Source organism: Pseudomonas sp. FG35, assembly GCF_057809295.1.
Map to the genome: position 1 here is coordinate 41,033 of NZ_JBMDJR010000003.1, position 16,512 is coordinate 57,544.

At 62.2% G+C, this 16,512-nt stretch carries 10 protein-coding genes and 2 riboswitches; of the genes, 5 read left to right on the forward strand and 5 right to left on the reverse strand.

Going from position 1 to position 16,512, the window contains the following annotated elements; all coding sequences use genetic code 11:
• Positions 1-3: 3 nt before the first annotated feature.
• Both cobN and cobW read right to left on the reverse strand, forming a co-directional pair.
• Complete coding sequence (gene cobN, locus ACODTD_RS06740; protein WP_489104624.1) at positions 4-3,777, reverse strand: cobaltochelatase subunit CobN; 3,774 nt, start codon at positions 3,775-3,777, stop codon at positions 4-6.
• Positions 3,778-3,780: 3 nt separating this feature from the next.
• Entirely contained in the window at positions 3,781-4,854 is a 1,074-nt protein-coding gene (gene cobW / locus ACODTD_RS06745; protein ID WP_011334489.1) for a cobalamin biosynthesis protein CobW, read from the reverse strand.
• Positions 4,855-4,953: 99 nt separating this feature from the next.
• Positions 4,954-5,163, reverse strand: a riboswitch (cobalamin riboswitch).
• 898 nt (positions 5,164-6,061) lie between these two features.
• A riboswitch (cobalamin riboswitch) is annotated at positions 6,062-6,282 on the forward strand.
• Positions 6,283-6,403: 121 nt separating this feature from the next.
• Here cobW and ACODTD_RS06750 point away from each other — a divergent pair.
• From ACODTD_RS06750 to cobM, 4 genes are all read left to right on the forward strand, one after another.
• Positions 6,404-6,601 carry a CbtB domain-containing protein gene (locus ACODTD_RS06750; RefSeq protein WP_007959524.1) on the forward strand — a complete coding sequence of 66 codons (198 nt, stop codon included), beginning with the start codon at positions 6,404-6,406 and terminating at the stop codon, positions 6,599-6,601.
• Positions 6,602-6,612: 11 nt separating this feature from the next.
• Positions 6,613-7,314, forward strand: coding sequence for a CbtA family protein (locus ACODTD_RS06755; RefSeq protein WP_489104625.1), 702 nt, complete (start codon positions 6,613-6,615; stop codon positions 7,312-7,314).
• Positions 7,311-7,724, forward strand: a complete 414-nt coding sequence (locus ACODTD_RS06760) for a cobalamin biosynthesis protein (RefSeq protein WP_011334491.1) — start codon at positions 7,311-7,313, stop codon at positions 7,722-7,724. The genes ACODTD_RS06755 and ACODTD_RS06760 overlap by 4 nt, the downstream gene beginning before the upstream one ends.
• A gap of 91 nt (positions 7,725-7,815) precedes the next feature.
• Positions 7,816-8,562 (forward strand): precorrin-4 C(11)-methyltransferase, encoded by a 747-nt coding sequence (cobM, locus tag ACODTD_RS06765; RefSeq protein WP_201819316.1) that lies wholly within the window; start codon positions 7,816-7,818, stop codon positions 8,560-8,562.
• Between the two features lie 47 nt (positions 8,563-8,609).
• Here cobM and nfuA read toward each other — a convergent pair whose 3' ends face one another.
• The 3 genes from nfuA to ACODTD_RS06780 form a co-directional block, all read right to left on the reverse strand.
• Entirely contained in the window at positions 8,610-9,194 is a 585-nt protein-coding gene (gene nfuA, locus ACODTD_RS06770; RefSeq protein WP_007959519.1) for a Fe-S biogenesis protein NfuA, read from the reverse strand.
• Between the two features lie 91 nt (positions 9,195-9,285).
• The gene (locus ACODTD_RS06775; RefSeq protein ID WP_011334493.1) at positions 9,286-10,287 is read right to left on the reverse strand and encodes an acyltransferase family protein; all 1,002 of its coding nucleotides are present in this window, start codon (positions 10,285-10,287) and stop codon (positions 9,286-9,288) included.
• A 59-nt stretch (positions 10,288-10,346) separates the two neighbouring features.
• Positions 10,347-12,641 carry a fatty acid cis/trans isomerase gene (locus tag ACODTD_RS06780; RefSeq protein WP_489104626.1) on the reverse strand — a complete coding sequence of 765 codons (2,295 nt, stop codon included), beginning with the start codon at positions 12,639-12,641 and terminating at the stop codon, positions 10,347-10,349.
• Positions 12,642-12,799: 158 nt separating this feature from the next.
• Here ACODTD_RS06780 and metH point away from each other — a divergent pair, with 158 nt between their 5' ends.
• The gene (metH, locus tag ACODTD_RS06785; RefSeq protein ID WP_011334495.1) at positions 12,800-16,510 is read left to right on the forward strand and encodes a methionine synthase; all 3,711 of its coding nucleotides are present in this window, start codon (positions 12,800-12,802) and stop codon (positions 16,508-16,510) included.
• The last annotated feature ends 2 nt before the right edge of the window (positions 16,511-16,512 follow it).

The following is a 16,512-nucleotide window of genomic DNA, read 5'->3' on the forward strand; positions in this document are numbered from 1 at the left end:
GTCTCAGCTCTCTTCTTCTATGTCCAGCAGCAGGTTTTCCAGGGCTTCTTTGTAGGCGCCCGGCTCCTGCCACATCCCGCGCTGCTGCGCTTCGAGCATGCGTTCGGTCATGTCGCGCAGTGCGTGGGGATTATGCTCGCGCACGAACTCGCGGGTCGCCGGGTCCAGCAGATAGGCATCCGCCAGCAATGCGTATTGGTGATCGTCGATCAGTTGCGTGGTGGCATCGAAGGCAAACAGGTTGTCGACCGTCGCCGCCAGTTCGAACGCGCCTTTATAGCCGTGGCGCTTGACCCCGTCGATCCATTTCGGATTCGCCGCCCTTGAGCGGATAACCCGGTTCAGTTCTTCCTTCAAGGTGCGGATTTTCGGCAGGTCCGGCTGACTGTGATCGCCGTGATAACTGGCCGCCGCCTCGCCACGCAGGCTTTCCACGGCAGCAAGCATGCCGCCCTGGAACTGGTAATAGTCGTTGGAATCGAGCAGGTCATGCTCGCGGTTGTCCTGGTTTTGCAGCACCGCCTGCACCTGGCTCAGGCGCTGGACGAATTGCTCGCGGGCGGCGGTGCCCTCGTCGGAACCGCCGTAAGCGTAGGCGCCCCAGTTCAAGTAGACCTCGGCCAGATCCTCGCGGGTTTGCCAGAGGCGTCCGTCGATGGCGCCCTGCACGCCCGCGCCGTATGCGCCGGGTTTGGCACCAAAGATTCGCCAGCCGGCCTGACGCCGGGCAGCCTCGTCATCCAGCCCCGACTGACGTAACGCCTCACGTTCGGCACGCACCTTGGCGGCCAGCGGGTTGAGGTCGTCCGGCTCGTCCAGTTCGGCCACGGCTTGCACGGCAGCGTCGAACAGGCGGATCAGGTTGGCGAACGCATCGCGGAAAAATCCGGAGACCCGCAGCGTTACATCGACCCGAGGCCGGTCGAGCAGGCTCAGCGGCAGAATCTCGAAATCATCGACCCGCTGACTGCCGGTGGCCCACACCGGACGCACGCCCATCAGCGCCATGGCCTGGGCAATGTCGTCACCGCCGGTGCGCATGGTCGCGGTGCCCCAGACCGACAGGCCGAGTTGGCGCAGGTGATCGCCGTGGTCCTGCAAGTGTCGTTCGAGAATCAGGGTCGCGGACTGGAAACCGATCCGCCACGCCGTGGTGGTCGGCAGATTGCGCACGTCCACCGAATAGAAATTGCGCCCGGTGGGTAGCACGTCGAGGCGACCTCGACTTGGCGCACCACTTGGGCCAGCGGGGACGAATCGGCCGCTCAACGCGTCGAGCAAGCCGCGCATTTCGGCCGGGCCGCAGGCGTCGAGGCGTGGGGCGATCACTTCGCGCAGGGCGTGGATGATCGCCTGCACATCTGACCAGCCTGAAGCATCCAGTTGCGCCACATCACCCACCAGCGACTGCTCGATCAAATGCGCCGCGAACAGCTCAAGGCGTTCACGGGTATCCCCCGCCGTACGCCAGACTTCATCGCTCAACGATTGCAGTTCCATTGGGCGCAGGCCAGTCCAGGGTTCGGCAAGTGCACAATCCAGCGGATCGAACCCCAACTGAAACGCCTTGGCCAGCGCCCGCAACAGACTCGACTGAGCCCCTTTGCCATCGCCGCGCGGAATCCGCAGCAACGCCAGCAAGGTGTCGATGCGCAAACGCCCGGTCGGCGACTCACCGAAAATATGCAGGCCATCGCGGATCTGCGATTCCTTCAAGTCACACAAATAAGTGTCCAGACGCGGCAGCCAGATCGCCGCATCGGCGTCGCTGTCGAGGGCGGCATCCAGCTGCAATTCGCGATCAATCTGCGTGTCACGCACTAACTGGAGGATGTCGCGCTGCAACTCGCGGGCGCGGCGCGGATCGAGCAACTGAGCTTCGTAATACTCGTCCGCCAACAATTCCAGATTGCGCAGCGGACCGTAGGTCTCGGCGCGGGTCAGCGGCGGCATCAAGTGGTCGATGATCACTGCCTGAGTGCGACGTTTGGCCTGAGCACCCTCGCCCGGATCGTTGACGATAAACGGGTAGATATTCGGCAGCGGCCCGAGCAATGCGTCCGGCCAGCAGTTTTCCGACAGGCCCACGCCTTTGCCGGGCAACCATTCAAGGTTGCCGTGCTTGCCGACGTGAATCACGCCATGAGCGCCGTAGGTCTGGCGCAGCCAGAAATAGAACGCGAGGTACGCGTGCGGCGGCACCAGATCGGGATCGTGATACACCGCGCTCGGATCAACCTGATAACCCCGCGCCGGTTGAATGCCGACGAAAGTCAGGCCAAAGCGCAGGCCGGCGATCATCATGCGCCCGTCCCGGCACATCGGATCGTTTTGCGGCAAGCCCCAGCGCTCCAGCACCGCCGCGCGATTGGCTTCTGGCAGCGCATTGAACATCTTCAGGTAATCGTCCATCGCCAGGCTTTGCTGGCACGGGCGCTGATCGAGCGTATCGAGATCGTTGCTGACACCGCCGAGCAATTGTCGGATCAGTTCGGTGCCGCTGTCCGGCAGTTCGGCCGGCAGCGGATAACCTTCGGCCTGCAACGCCCGCAGGATATTCAACCCGGCGGCGGGCGTGTCGAGGCCGACGCCATTGCCGATGCGTCCGTCTCGGGTCGGGTAATTGGCGAGGATCAGCGCGATGCGCTTTTCAGCGTTCGTCACCCGCGCCAGATCGACCCAGCGGCGCGCCAGTTCGGCGACGAAATCCATGCGCTCGGGTTGGGCCCGATAACACACCACGTCGGACTGACTGCGCTCGCTGCGCCAGGCCAGATCCTTGAAGCTGATCGGTCGGCTGATGATCCTCCCGTCCAGCTCCGGCAACGCGATGTGCATCGCCAGATCCCGCGGGCCGAGGCCCTGCTCGCTCTCGCGCCAGCCGGGCTCGTTGTCCTGGGCGCAGATCGCCTGAATCACCGGAATGTTGCGACGGAATGGCCGCAGATGCGGCGCTTCCGGGCTGGACTGAGCGAAACCGGTGGTGTTCAGAATCACCGAGGCTCCGGCCTCATCAAGCCAGTCCTCGACCACCGACAGGCAGCCGGGCTCTTTCAAACTGGCCACGGCGATCGGCAGCGGATTGAGTCCGGCAACCTGCAGCCGTTGGCAGAACACGTCGATAAACGCCGTGTTCGCCGCTTGCAAATGCGAGCGATAAAACAACACCGCCGCGACCGGTTGACCGGGCCGCCAATCGGCTTGCCAGTCACTCAGTGCGGCGGTGTTTTTATTCGGGTGATAAATCGCCGTGCGCGGCAGCGCTTGCGGCTCGCCCCACACGTAATCCCGCGCCAGCCAGCGATTGGCCAGGCAGTGGAAAAAGTCCAGCGCATTGCCAAGGCCACCCTGGCGCAGGAACTGCCAGAGACGGTCGCGATCCTCGGCGCCCACGGTGCTCAGGTCGCTGAGTTCCGGGTCGGGACGGTCATCGCCCGGCACCAGAATCACCTGCACGCCACGCTCGGACAATTCGACCAGCCGCTCGACGCCATAACGCCAATAAGCGATGCCGCCGTGCAGCGAAATCAGAATCACCTTGGCGTGGCGCAGCACTTCATCGACGTACAGGTCGACCGACGCATGGTTCTGCACCTGCATGGGGTTGGCCAGCCGCACGCTCGGGTAATCCTCGGGCAGTTGCTGCGCCGCTTCGGCGAGCAGCGCGAGGCTGGAATCGCCGCTGCACAGGATCACCAGCTCGGCGGGGGTTTGTCCAAGGTCGGCAATGTTGTCGTCCGACACGAATCCGCCGGGCTGGGTCCTGAGCAGGTGCATGGCTTAAACGCTGAGCGCGGCGCGCAGTTGCGCTTCGAGCTGGGCAGCGTCCAGTGCCTGACCGATCAACACCAGACGCGTCACGCGTACCTCGTCGGCGCCCCACTGACGATCGAAGTGCTTGTCGAAACGCGTGCCCACGCCCTGGATCAGCAGGCGCATCGGCTTATTCGGGATCGCCGCGAAGCCTTTGACCCGCAGGATGCCGTGCTGAACCACCAGTTGCGTCAGCGCGTCGAGCAGCAGGCTTTCGTCAGCTTGCGGCAGTTCGATGGAGATCGAATCGAAGGCGTCGTGATCGTGGTCGTCGTGATCGTCATCGCCTTCACCGTGGTGGTGATCGTGATGGCTGTGGCGGCCGTCGATGTGTTCTTCGGAACCGGCACCGAGGCCGATCAGCACGTCCAGCGGCAGGCGACCGTTGCTTGCTTCGATGATTTTCACGGCTGGCGGCAGCTCTTCGGCGACTTCCAGGCGGACACGCGCGAGGTCTTCAGGGCTGGTCTGGTCGGCCTTGTTGAGGATCACCAGATCGGCGCTGGCCAGTTGGTCAGCGAACAGTTCGTGCAGCGGAGATTCGTGATCCAGGTTCGGATCGAGCTTGCGCTGGGCATCGACCTGATCCGGGAACGCGGCGAAGGTGCCGGCGGCCACGGCCGGGCTGTCGACCACAGTGATCACCGCGTCGACGGTGCAGGCACTGCGGATTTCCGGCCACTGGAAGGCTTGCACCAGCGGCTTTGGCAGGGCCAGGCCCGAGGTTTCGATCAGGATGTGGTCGAGGTCGCCGCGACGGGCCACCAGCTCGCGCATCACCGGGAAGAACTCTTCCTGAACCGTGCAGCACAGGCAGCCGTTGGCCAGCTCGTAGACGCGGCCGGTGGCTTCTTCTTCGGTGCAGCCGATGGTGCACTGCTTGAGGATTTCACCGTCGATGCCCAACTCGCCAAACTCGTTGACGATCACCGCGATACGGCGGCCCTGGGCATTGTCGAGCATGTGCCGCAGCAAGGTGGTTTTGCCCGAGCCGAGGAAGCCGGTGACGATGGTGACGGGGAGTTTGGCCAGTGTTTTCATCGGATGCCCTTTGGCAAGGTGGCGGGCATACGGGACGAGACCGGCAACGCGGGTGCGTGCCTGGAGAGTTCGCCACCGGATCACCCCGCCCGGTTGAAAGTGAGAATCTGTGACGAGGCAGGTCTCCTGGCTGACGGTGTTCGGGCCTTGGCCCGGTATTCGCTGCGCCTTCCCGCTGGCTCTGGATTGAGTTGGCAGTGGCGTGGCAGCGAACAGCACCGTTCACAGTTGCGGGGGCAGCCGCGGCTTGGACCGCGTTCCCTTCTTAGCTTCGGCGTGGGCCGAAGAACCTCGAAAGCGCAAGGCTACGCAGGGTGTGGGGATGGGTCAATGGTTGGTGGATTTTGGGATTTGGGGCATATCCGTTGCTTCGGGTGCTGCCGCTGGCGGTTTCGCTCTTACAGCGAGTCCCTTTTTCAAACGCCAAAAAGGAACCAAAAGGCTTTTGCCCCGGCGTACGGCACTTCGCTTAGGCGCAGTGTTCCCTCGCTACGGTGTCCATCAGGGGGCATCGCCTACGGTTTGCTTCGCTGCACCTCCTCTCGATGTATGCGGCTGCGCCGCACGGCGCTGCGCGCCTACCCCCTGATGGACACCTCCGCTCGGCCTGCCGAAGGGGCTAAAGATCAAAAGCAGATCAAGAGCCCCTCACCCTAGCCCTCCCGAAACGTCGGACCGCCCGTAGGGAGAGGGAACCGACCGAGTTGATTGGGAGAGTTGCGCCGACATGAAATACCGAGTCGAACTCAGACTTTGAAAAGCCCACAAATCGGCTCCCTCTCCTCGGGGAGAGGGGTAAACCCACCAAAAAACCAAAGCCGAACACCCGCCCCTCACCACTCAACACGATGAGCGTTAGCTCGAGTACCGCTTTTGATCGCAGGGCCCGTCGGCAGGCTGAGTGGAGGGATTGATCCGGGGGTGGGAGCGCAGCGACCGTGCGGCGCAGCCGCATGCATCGAGAGGAGGTGCAGCGAAGCAAACCGTAGGCGATGCCCCCGGATCAATCCCGGAGCGAAGGAACCCCGAGCCTCAGCGAGGGGCCGTACGTCAGGGTGCAGCCTTTTTGGTTACTTTTTCGGCGTTTGGAAAAAGTGACCCGCCGTAAGGGCGGAACCCTAAGCAGCCATAACCGCAGCAACGGATCTGCCCCCAATCCCAATCCCAATCCCAATCCCAATTGACTCAAATCCCCCGCCCATGGTCTCCTACACAACTTGTTACGGGTGCCCCTCACAGGGTGAAACGGGAAACCGGTGAATCATGTGCTTTACTCTAAAGCCATGTCAGTCCGGTGCTGCCCCCGCAACGGTAAGCGAGCGAAGCGTCAGATCCACTGTGCCCACGGGCATGGGAAGGTGACGCTTGCAGGTCGGCAGACAGCCACCCCTCGTGAGCCCGGAGACCGGCCCGCAACACACAGTGCGCATCTTGCGTTACTGAACATAACAAACCCGCGGTGGGCGGGCGCTGTTCGAACCTCTGCGCGCCCGGCCGCAGGGGTTTTCATGCGCTCTATTCACCCGCTGACACTTCAGAGGGAAGCGCCATGTCGATCATCAGCAGCACCGGCAGCAATTCGGACAAGATCTCCAGCACCACCACCCTGAGCCAACGCCTGACCGCCGCCGTCTGCGCGTCGATCCTCGGTGCGTGCCTGGTGTACTTCGCCGGTTTCTCGCACATCGAAGCGGTGCACAACGCCGCGCACGATACCCGCCACAGCGCCGCGTTCCCGTGCCACTGAGACCTGCCGACATGATCAAGCGTATTGCGCAGACCGCAAGTTTCACCGGCCTTCTGGCCGCCCTGCTCCTGACGTTGCTGCAAAGCTTCTGGGTTTCGCCGCTGATTTTGCAGGCCGAGACCTTCGAGAAAGCCGAACCGGTGGCCGAAGTTCACGAACACGCCGCCGGCACCGCCGCCCACACCCACGATGCCGAAGCCTGGGAGCCGGAAGACGGCTGGCAGCGCGTGGTGTCCACCACCGGCGGCAATCTGGTGGTAGCCGTGGGTTTCGCCCTGATGCTGGCGGGCCTGTACACCCTGCGTGCGCCGACCAAAACTTCGCAAGGCCTGCTCTGGGGTCTGGCCGGTTATGCGACCTTCGTACTCGCGCCGACCATGGGCCTGCCACCTGAGCTGCCGGGCACCGCCGCCGCGGATCTGGCCTCGCGGCAGATGTGGTGGATCGGCACTGCGGCCTCCACCGCTGTCGGCCTGGCCTTGATAGCGTTCAGCCGCCACTGGCTGATGAAGACCCTCGGCGTGGCGATCCTTGCCGTGCCGCACGTGATCGGCGCGCCGCAACCGGAAGTGCATTCGATGCTCGCCCCGGAAGCCCTCGAAGCCCAGTTCAAAATCGCTTCGCAGCTGACCAACGTCGCGTTCTGGCTAGCCCTGGGCCTGATCAGCGCCTGGTTGTTCCGCCGCAAAAGCGAAGGTCAGTACCACGCATGACCGATGACAGCGCAGCGCCGACCTTCGTGGTCGGCCTGGGCTGCCAGCGCGGCTGCCCGGCCAGTACGCTGCGTGCATTACTTGATCAGGCATTGCAGGCTCATCGGATTGATCTTGAGAAGGTCAAGGCACTGGCCAGCATCGACCTGAAACGCGACGAACCCGGTTTGCAGGAACTCGCCGCCCAACTGGCGCTGCCGTTGCTGTATTTCAGCAGCGAGGAACTGGCCAGTTATCAGCAACGCTTGAGTCACCATTCCCAAATCGCCTTCGAACGCACCGGCTGTTATGGCGTAGCGGAAAGTGCCGCGCTGGCGCTCGCCGAACAATTGATCAGCGGCCCGGCAAAACTGCTGATTTCCCGGCAAAAGTACGCCCAGGCAACTCTGGCATTGGCCGGCGCGGCGTAAATTCCCGATAATCCCCGCTTTCGATCATGAGCATTCTTCATCTGAAGGGCTGGTGAAGCACCGCCCTGCCCCTTTTCTACAGGATCCAACGATGACCGTTTACTTCATCGGCGCCGGCCCCGGCGACCCGGAATTGATCACTGTCAAAGGCCAGCGGCTGATCCGCCGTTGTCCGGTGATCATCTACGCAGGTTCGCTGGTGCCGACGGCAGTGCTGGAAGGTCATTGCGCTGAAACCGTGGTCAACAGCGCCGAACTGCACCTGGAACAGATCATCGACCTGATCAAGACCGCCCACGCCAAGGGCCAGGATGTGGCGCGGGTACATTCCGGGGATCCGAGTCTGTATGGCGCCATTGGTGAGCAGATTCGTTATCTGCGTGAGCTGGATATTCCGTTCGAGATCATTCCCGGTGTGACCGCCACCGCCGCGTGCGCCGCGCTGCTGGGCGCCGAACTGACCCTGCCGGACATCTCGCAAAGCGTGATCCTGACCCGTTATGCGGACAAGACCGCGATGCCTGCCGGCGAAGAGCTCGGCAACCTGGCGCAGCACGGGGCGACCATGGCGATTCATCTGGGGGTCAATCATCTGGAGAAGATCATTGCCGAACTGCTGCCGCATTACGGCGCGGATTGCCCGATCGCGGTGATTCACCGGGCGACGTGGCCGGATCAGGACTGGGTGACGGGGACGCTGGAAGATATTGCCGAGAAGGTGGCGGCGAAGGGCTTTCGGCGTACGGCGTTGATTCTGGTCGGGCGGGTGTTGGGCAGCGATCATTTCAGCGAGTCTTCGCTGTATCGCGCCGGGCATGCGCATTTGTACCGGCCATAAAAAAACGGCGCTCACGGGGCGCCGTTTTTCATGCCGCAGCGAACACCTTAGTAGTAGGCGTTTTCTTTCTGCGTGTGGTCGGTCACGTCGCGCACGCCCTTGAGCTCCGGAATGCGCTCAAGCAGGGTGCGCTCGATGCCTTCCTTCAGGGTCACGTCCGCCTGGCCGCAGCCCTGGCAACCGCCGCCGAACTGCAATACGGCAATGCCGTCTTCAACCACATCGATCAGGCTGACCTGACCGCCGTGGCTGGCAAGTCCCGGGTTGATTTCGGTTTGCAGGTAGTAGTTGATGCGCTCGTTGATCGGGCTGTCGGCGTTGACCATCGGGACTTTGGCGTTTGGCGCCTTGATGGTCAGCTGGCCGCCCATGCGGTCGGTGGCGTAGTCGACGACGGCATCATCGAGGAACGCTTCGCTGAACGAGTCGATGTAAGCGGTGAAGCTTTTCAGCCCCAGCGCCGTGTCTTCTGGTTTCTCTTCGCCCGGCTTGCAGTAGGCAATGCAGGTTTCGGCGTACTGGGTGCCAGGCTGGGTGATGAAAACGCGGATGCCGATGCCCGGGGTGTTCTGCTTGGAGAGCAGATCGGCCAGGTAATCATGGGCGGCGTCGGTAATGGTAATAGCGGTCATGGAGACTCCTCGCAGGCTTGAGGCGGAGTTTACGCCAATCGGCGCGCGGCACAAAGTCCTACTATTTACGTAGGAATAGTTCACAAATCGGCTAAGCGCCAGGTTCGCCGTCAATCCGTGCCCTAAGCCATTGATAACTGCGTTTTTCCACCCATTCGTAGCTCAGCCACGAACCGATAGCAATGGCCAGCGCACAGACGATAAACATCAAATACGGGTTGATTCCGTAGCGCCGGGCCAGATAACCACCGGCCGACAGCACCAGCACATGCATCAGATACACCGAGTACGAACAGTCGCCCAGCAGCTTGAGCAGCCTGTTGCGTTCGACATGCCGCTCCAGCGCCATGCTGGCCATGACCAGCACCGCACTGGGCACGCCCCAATTCAGCAATCGAGGTTCCGGCGGCAGATGATAGATCGCCACTAATGCCGCACCGATCCCCAGTAATGGCAGCCAGAGCGCCGGCCGGATCCATCCCCGACGGTAAAGCATGCCGATGCCGATCCCCAGCAGGAATTCATAAACGATGTCCGAGCGATAAAACGCGCTGACCCAGCCAAACCCGGTCCAGGCCTGGCACACCGCAAACAGCAGCGCCGCGACCACCAGCAAACGCACTTGCAGCCGGAACAACAGCGCCCAGGCGAACAGTACGTAGAACAGCATTTCGTAATTCAGGGTCCAGCCGACATTCAGGGTCGGATAGATCCCGTAGCCGCCGGGGTTCTCGGTCGGAATGAACAGCAACGACAGGAGCAAATGCCCCCAATCCACCGTCTGGTCCGGCAACAGCGGCCGGGCGAACACCACCAGCAACGCCATCAGCACCGTGTAGAGCCAGTACGCCGGGACAATCCGAAACAGTCGATACAGCAGAAAACGCGTCGGCGGCAATGCCTTGCCTTCAGTGGACAGGAAAATCACCAGCCCGCTGATCACGAAAAATATATCGACGCCCACGGCGCCCTTGTCGATGAACAACTGACCGATCGGCCCACGCGCCTCGAAGTCGAAGAAAATCTGCATGAAGTGATGGCAGACCACCGCCCACGCGGCGAGCGCTCGCAGGGCCTGCACTGAAATCAACATCGATGGCGCTCCCGATTCCGTACATCACAGGATTGGGACAACCGCCATCGTTCAAACGATCAAAGATTCTCGTACCGGTTCATATCCAGCACGCCCTCTTCCACCGGCTCGGTTTCGTGGATGTACTGGCTCAAATCGTGGAAATAGAACCAGAACTGCGGATGACTGCGGCGAATCCCCCAGCGCTCGACGACTTTCTCGAACTGCGCCGCGTCCTTTGCCCCTTCCATCGCATCGACAAACGCCGGCACCTGGTCTGCCGGAACGTTGAACATGAAATTCGGGTAGCTGCTGAGCACGCCCGGGTAGATCGTCAGCGTGTCCAGCCCCGGTTGATAGCGCAGCGATTCGCCGAGCAGGAACGCCACGTTGCTGTGGGCGCGGTTGCGCAGCAGGCTGTAGACCTCGCGCTTGCCGCTACGGGTTTCGACCCGCAGCATGGTGGCTTCCGGCAATTGATCGATCACTTTCAGCCCCGCCGCCGGGCGCGAAGTCAGGCGACTCAGCGCTTGCTCGGCATTTTGCAGCGCCGGGTCGATGTTCGGGCGCGAGCAATAGGCGTCTTCGCAGCGGTTGATCGGATCCGGACGCGCGTTGAGATCGCCGTAGCGCGCCAGCAACTGCATGGCGAAATCGTGTTTCGGGTCTTTCTCGTCGAGTTTCAGTGCGGTCGGCTTGTCGTCGTCGATGGCTTCGTAATCGAGCCACATCTTGAACTGGCCGCTGCTCTGGTACCAATCGTCAAGGTAACCCTCGCGGGAATCGGCGGGCATCAGGCGCAGGAAGTTCTGTTCGGCGCCGTTACGGATCAGGTCGAAATACAAGCGCGTTTGCGCCTGATGGGAGACGTTGCCGAACACATCGAAATTCACCGCCAGCTGGTAATAGGTGCGCTCCAGCAGCGGATAGTCGAACAGCCACATCGTCTGCGGCACCTCGCCGATCAGGCCCTTGGTCACCGAAGCGCTGTCGAAGTGGCGAAAGATGCTGAGCAAGGCGTTGTCGTTGCCGGCCCACAGCGTCGACCAGCTCGGTGCCGGCAGGTCGGCGTAGCTGTCACGGCGCAGGGCTTCGTATTGGTTTCGCTTGTTGCGGTAGTTGTGCCACAGGCTCAGGACACTGCCGACATCGTCGTTCTGCCCCGGCATGGCCAGCAACGGCGTGGCCTGGCCGCGATAGTTCGGGTCAGTGATGTACAGATCGTGTTCCGGGGCCTGGAACAGCGCCCAGAAGTTGTCGCGGATCACGTCGGTCGCGATCTGCCCACGGCACACCGGGCCGCGAATGAAGGTGCGTACGAAGTATTCGGCGTTATCGAGCATGAACTGGTAACGCGCCTGCGCCGGGATCGCCTCGAAGGTCGCGAACGGGTTGGCTCGACTCTGCGGCCCGTAGCCCGGCAAAGCGTTGACCTGCCAGTTGCCGTTGTAGAACAGGCTTTTGACCCGCGCCATCTTCGCCGCGCTCAGCGGATAGGTGATGTGGGTCTTGTGCACGATCACGCCCTGCACCGGCCACAAGCGATAGTAAACCTGGGTGCCCGGATCGTCGTTCGGGCGACGCGTGGCGATCAGATCGATCGGCTGGCCGGTCGGTGTGCGCGAACGCACCCACTGGAAGTAATGCCCCGGCTCGCCGTCCTTGAAATAGATGTGCGCCAAAAACCAGTGTTCGAACAACCAGCGCCCGACCAGACTTTCCCGCGCGCCAGGCTGGTTGAGCAGGTTTTCCCACTGGACGATCTGCATCGCCTCCTTAGCGCTTGGCGCCAGGCCTTGCTCGTCGATCGGCGCACCGGAAGCGAGCCAGCGTTGCAGCATCTGATATTGCTGATCGGTCAGACCGGTCACCGCCAGCGGCATGCCCTCTTTCGGATGGGCGCCGGCATAGCCGTCGAACTCGGCGGGCATCGCGCACAGGTTCTCGCGATTGAGGCCCAGCACGATGTCTTCAGGCAATTTGGCGTTGGGGGTCAGTGGCGTTTTGTGCCCCAGCTCCAGCATGCGCGCCATCAGCGCCGCCTGACTGCCCTGGGCGTCGAGCACCGAGTAGAAATCTTTCTGCTGCCAGGCGCGTTTGCCGAAGGCGTCATAGAACAGCCGCGTGGTCGGCGCCGCCTGGGTGCGTTCGCCATCGTAGACGGGCATCTTGCTCGCGCCACGGGCCGCGCCCTCGCCGCTGCCCAGATTAAGCTGGCAAGCAGAGTCGTAACACGCATGGCAGGCCACGCACTTCTCGGTGAAGATCGGCTGGATGTCCCGGGTGTAGGAGATAGAAGAAGAAACAGCGGGACTCTGCGCCGCCGCGCCAAAGCTTAAAAACAGCAATGCAATGCTGATGACGCGGTACGACATGTCCCTGATCCTGATCCTGAAGAAAAAACGCCGCGATTCTACCGTTATGACGCCCGTACCAACATGAGCGATATTCATGCAAAAGCGCCACATGCTCTAAATCCGCACAGGTTTGTTATGATCCCGCTCCTTCGTCATGGTCTTTTCGAGTAGTCCCAATGTCCGATCGCAGCGTCCGCCTTCAAGCTCTCAAGCAAGCTCTCAAAGAGCGCATCCTGATTCTCGACGGCGGCATGGGCACGATGATCCAGAGCTACAAGCTCGAAGAGCAGGATTATCGCGGCAAACGCTTCGCCGACTGGCCGAGCGACGTCAAGGGCAACAACGACCTGTTGGTGCTGACCCGCCCGGACGTGATCGGCGGCATCGAGAAAGCCTATCTGGATGCCGGTGCCGACATCCTCGAGACCAACACCTTCAACGCCACGCAGATTTCCATGGCCGACTACGGCATGGAAGAACTGGTCTACGAACTCAACGTAGAAGGCGCCCGTCTGGCACGCAAGGTCGCCGACGCGAAAACCCTCGAGACCCCCGACAAGCCGCGCTTCGTCGCCGGCGTTCTCGGCCCGACCAGCCGCACCTGCTCGCTGTCGCCGGACGTCAACAACCCGGGCTATCGCAACGTCACCTTCGATGAGCTGGTCGAAAACTACACCGAGGCCACCAAAGGCCTGATCGAGGGCGGCGCGGATCTGATCCTGATCGAAACCATCTTCGACACCCTCAACGCCAAAGCCGCGATCTTCGCCGTGCAAGGCGTGTTCGAAGAACTGGGCTTCGAATTGCCGATCATGATCTCCGGCACCATCACCGACGCCTCCGGCCGTACCCTGTCGGGCCAGACCACCGAAGCGTTTTGGAACTCTGTGGCTCACGCCAAACCGATTTCCGTCGGCCTTAACTGCGCCCTCGGCGCACGCGAACTGCGTCCGTACCTGGAAGAGCTGTCGGACAAGGCCAGCACCCACGTTTCGGCGCACCCGAACGCCGGCCTGCCGAACGAATTCGGCGAGTACGACGAGCTGCCGGTGGACACCGCCAAGGTCATCGAAGAATTCGCCCAGAGCGGTTTCCTCAACATCGTCGGCGGTTGCTGCGGCACCACGCCGGGCCACATCGAAGCCATCGCCAAAGCCGTCGCCGGTTACGCGCCTCGGCAGATTCCGGACATTCCCAAGGCCTGCCGCCTGTCGGGTCTGGAACCGTTCACCATTGATCGCAGCTCGCTGTTCGTCAACGTCGGCGAGCGGACCAACATCACCGGGTCCGCGAAATTCGCCCGTCTGATCCGTGAAGACAACTACACCGAAGCCCTGGAAGTCGCCCTGCAGCAGGTCGAGGCCGGCGCCCAGGTGATCGACATCAACATGGACGAAGGGATGCTCGATTCGAAGAAGGCCATGGTGACCTTCCTCAATCTGATTGCCGGCGAACCGGACATTTCCCGCGTACCGATCATGATCGACTCCTCGAAATGGGACGTGATCGAAGCCGGCCTCAAGTGCATTCAGGGCAAGGGCATCGTCAACTCGATCAGCATGAAAGAAGGCGTCGAGCAGTTCATCCACCACGCCAAACTGTGCAAGCGCTACGGCGCCGCCGTGGTGGTGATGGCGTTCGACGAAGCCGGCCAGGCTGACACCGAAGCGCGCAAGAAAGAGATCTGCAAACGCTCCTACGACATTCTGGTCAACGAAGTCGGCTTCCCGCCGGAAGACATCATCTTCGACCCGAACATCTTCGCCGTGGCCACCGGCATCGAAGAACACAACAACTACGCTGTGGACTTCATCAACGCCTGTGCCTACATCCGCGACGAGCTGCCGTATGCCCTGAGCTCCGGCGGCGTGTCCAACGTGTCGTTCTCGTTCCGCGGCAACAACCCGGTGCGCGAGGCGATTCACTCGGTGTTCCTGCTGTACGCGATCCGCGCCGGCCTGACCATGGGGATCGTCAACGCCGGTCAGCTGGAGATCTACGACCAGATCCCGCAGGAACTGCGCGACGCCGTTGAAGACGTGATCCTCAACCGCACGCCGGAAGGCACCGACGCCCTCCTCGCCATCGCCGACAAGTACAAGGGCGACGGCAGCGTCAAGGAAGCCGAGACCGAAGAATGGCGCGGCTGGGACGTCAACAAACGTCTGGAACATGCGCTGGTCAAGGGCATCACCACCCACATCGTCGAAGACACCGAAGAATCCCGTCAGTCCTTCGCGCGCCCGATCGAAGTGATCGAAGGCCCGCTGATGTCCGGTATGAACATCGTCGGCGACCTGTTCGGCGCCGGCAAAATGTTCCTGCCGCAAGTGGTGAAATCCGCCCGCGTGATGAAGCAGGCCGTAGCTCACTTGATCCCGTTCATCGAACTGGAAAAAGGCGACAAGCCGGAAGCCAAGGGCAAGATCCTGATGGCCACCGTCAAGGGCGACGTGCACGACATCGGCAAGAACATCGTCGGCGTGGTGCTGGGTTGCAACGGCTACGACATCGTCGACCTCGGCGTGATGGTGCCGGCGGAGAAGATCCTGCAGGTGGCCAAGGAGCAGAAGTGCGACATCATCGGCCTGTCCGGGCTGATCACCCCGTCGCTGGATGAGATGGTCCACGTGGCCCGCGAGATGCAGCGCCAGGACTTCCACCTGCCGCTGATGATCGGCGGCGCGACCACCTCCAAGGCGCACACGGCGGTGAAGATCGAGCCTAAGTACAGCAACGACGCAGTGGTCTACGTGACCGACGCCTCCCGCGCCGTGGGCGTGGCGACGCAGTTGCTGTCCAAGGAACTGAAAGCCGGTTTCGTCCAGAAGACCCGCGAAGAGTACATCGACGTCCGCGAGCGCACCGCCAACCGCAGCGCCCGCACCGAACGCCTGAGCTACGCCGCCGCGATCGCCAAGAAGCCGCAGTTCGACTGGGCCACTTACACCCCGGTCAAACCGACCTTCACCGGCACCCGCGTGCTGGACAACATCGACCTCAACGTTCTCGCCGAGTACATCGACTGGACGCCGTTCTTCATCTCCTGGGACCTGGCCGGCAAGTTCCCGCGCATCCTCGAAGACGAAGTGGTCGGCGAAGCGGCGACCGCGCTGTACAAGGACGCTCGCGAGATGCTGACCAAGCTGATCGACGAGAAACTGATCAGCGCCCGTGCGGTGTTCGGCTTCTGGCCGGCCAATCAGGTGCACGACGACGATATCGAGCTGTACGGCGATGACGGCAAGCCAATGGCGCGCCTGCATCACCTGCGCCAGCAGATCATCAAGACCGACGGCAAACCGAACTTCTCCCTCGCCGACTTCGTTGCGCCGAAGGACAGCGAAGTGACCGACTATGTCGGTGGTTTCATCACCACCGCCGGGATCGGCGCCGAAGAAGTGGCCAAGGCCTATCAGGACGCCGGCGACGATTACAACTCGATCATGGTCAAGGCCCTCGCCGACCGTCTGGCAGAGGCGTGCGCCGAGTGGCTGCACCAGCAGGTGCGCAAAGAGCACTGGGGTTACGCCAAGGATGAAGCCCTCGATAACGAGGCGCTGATCAAAGAGCAGTATTCCGGCATCCGCCCTGCCCCCGGCTACCCGGCGTGCCCGGATCACACCGAGAAGGCCACCCTGTTCGCCCTGCTCGACCCTGAAGCACAGGAAATGCGCGCCGGCCGCAGCGGTGTGTTCCTCACCGAGCACTACGCGATGTTCCCGGCGGCAGCCGTCAGCGGCTGGTACTTCGCCCATCCGCAGGCTCAGTACTTCGCCGTGGGCAAGGTCGACAAGGATCAGGTGCAGAGCTACACCTCGCGCAAAGGCCAGGAATTGAGCCTGACCGAGCGCTGGCTGGCACCCAATCTGGGCTACGACAACTGAGC

Bases quoted from the DNA above. Each gene is read 5' to 3' on its own strand.
- nfuA (WP_007959519.1), bottom strand. From the start codon at position 9,194: ATGACCGCTATTACCATTACCGACGCCGCCCATGATTACCTGGCCGAT.
- ACODTD_RS06780 (WP_489104626.1), bottom strand. From the start codon at position 12,641: ATGTCGTACCGCGTCATCAGCATTGCATTGCTGTTTTTAAGCTTTGGC.
- ACODTD_RS06760 (WP_011334491.1), top strand. From the start codon at position 7,311: ATGACCGATGACAGCGCAGCGCCGACCTTCGTGGTCGGCCTGGGCTGC.
- metH (WP_011334495.1), top strand. From the start codon at position 12,800: ATGTCCGATCGCAGCGTCCGCCTTCAAGCTCTCAAGCAAGCTCTCAAA.
- cobW (WP_011334489.1), bottom strand. From the start codon at position 4,854: ATGAAAACACTGGCCAAACTCCCCGTCACCATCGTCACCGGCTTCCTC.
- cobM (WP_201819316.1), top strand. From the start codon at position 7,816: ATGACCGTTTACTTCATCGGCGCCGGCCCCGGCGACCCGGAATTGATC.
- cobN (WP_489104624.1), bottom strand. From the start codon at position 3,777: ATGCACCTGCTCAGGACCCAGCCCGGCGGATTCGTGTCGGACGACAAC.
- ACODTD_RS06750 (WP_007959524.1), top strand. From the start codon at position 6,404: ATGTCGATCATCAGCAGCACCGGCAGCAATTCGGACAAGATCTCCAGC.
- ACODTD_RS06755 (WP_489104625.1), top strand. From the start codon at position 6,613: ATGATCAAGCGTATTGCGCAGACCGCAAGTTTCACCGGCCTTCTGGCC.
- ACODTD_RS06775 (WP_011334493.1), bottom strand. From the start codon at position 10,287: ATGTTGATTTCAGTGCAGGCCCTGCGAGCGCTCGCCGCGTGGGCGGTG.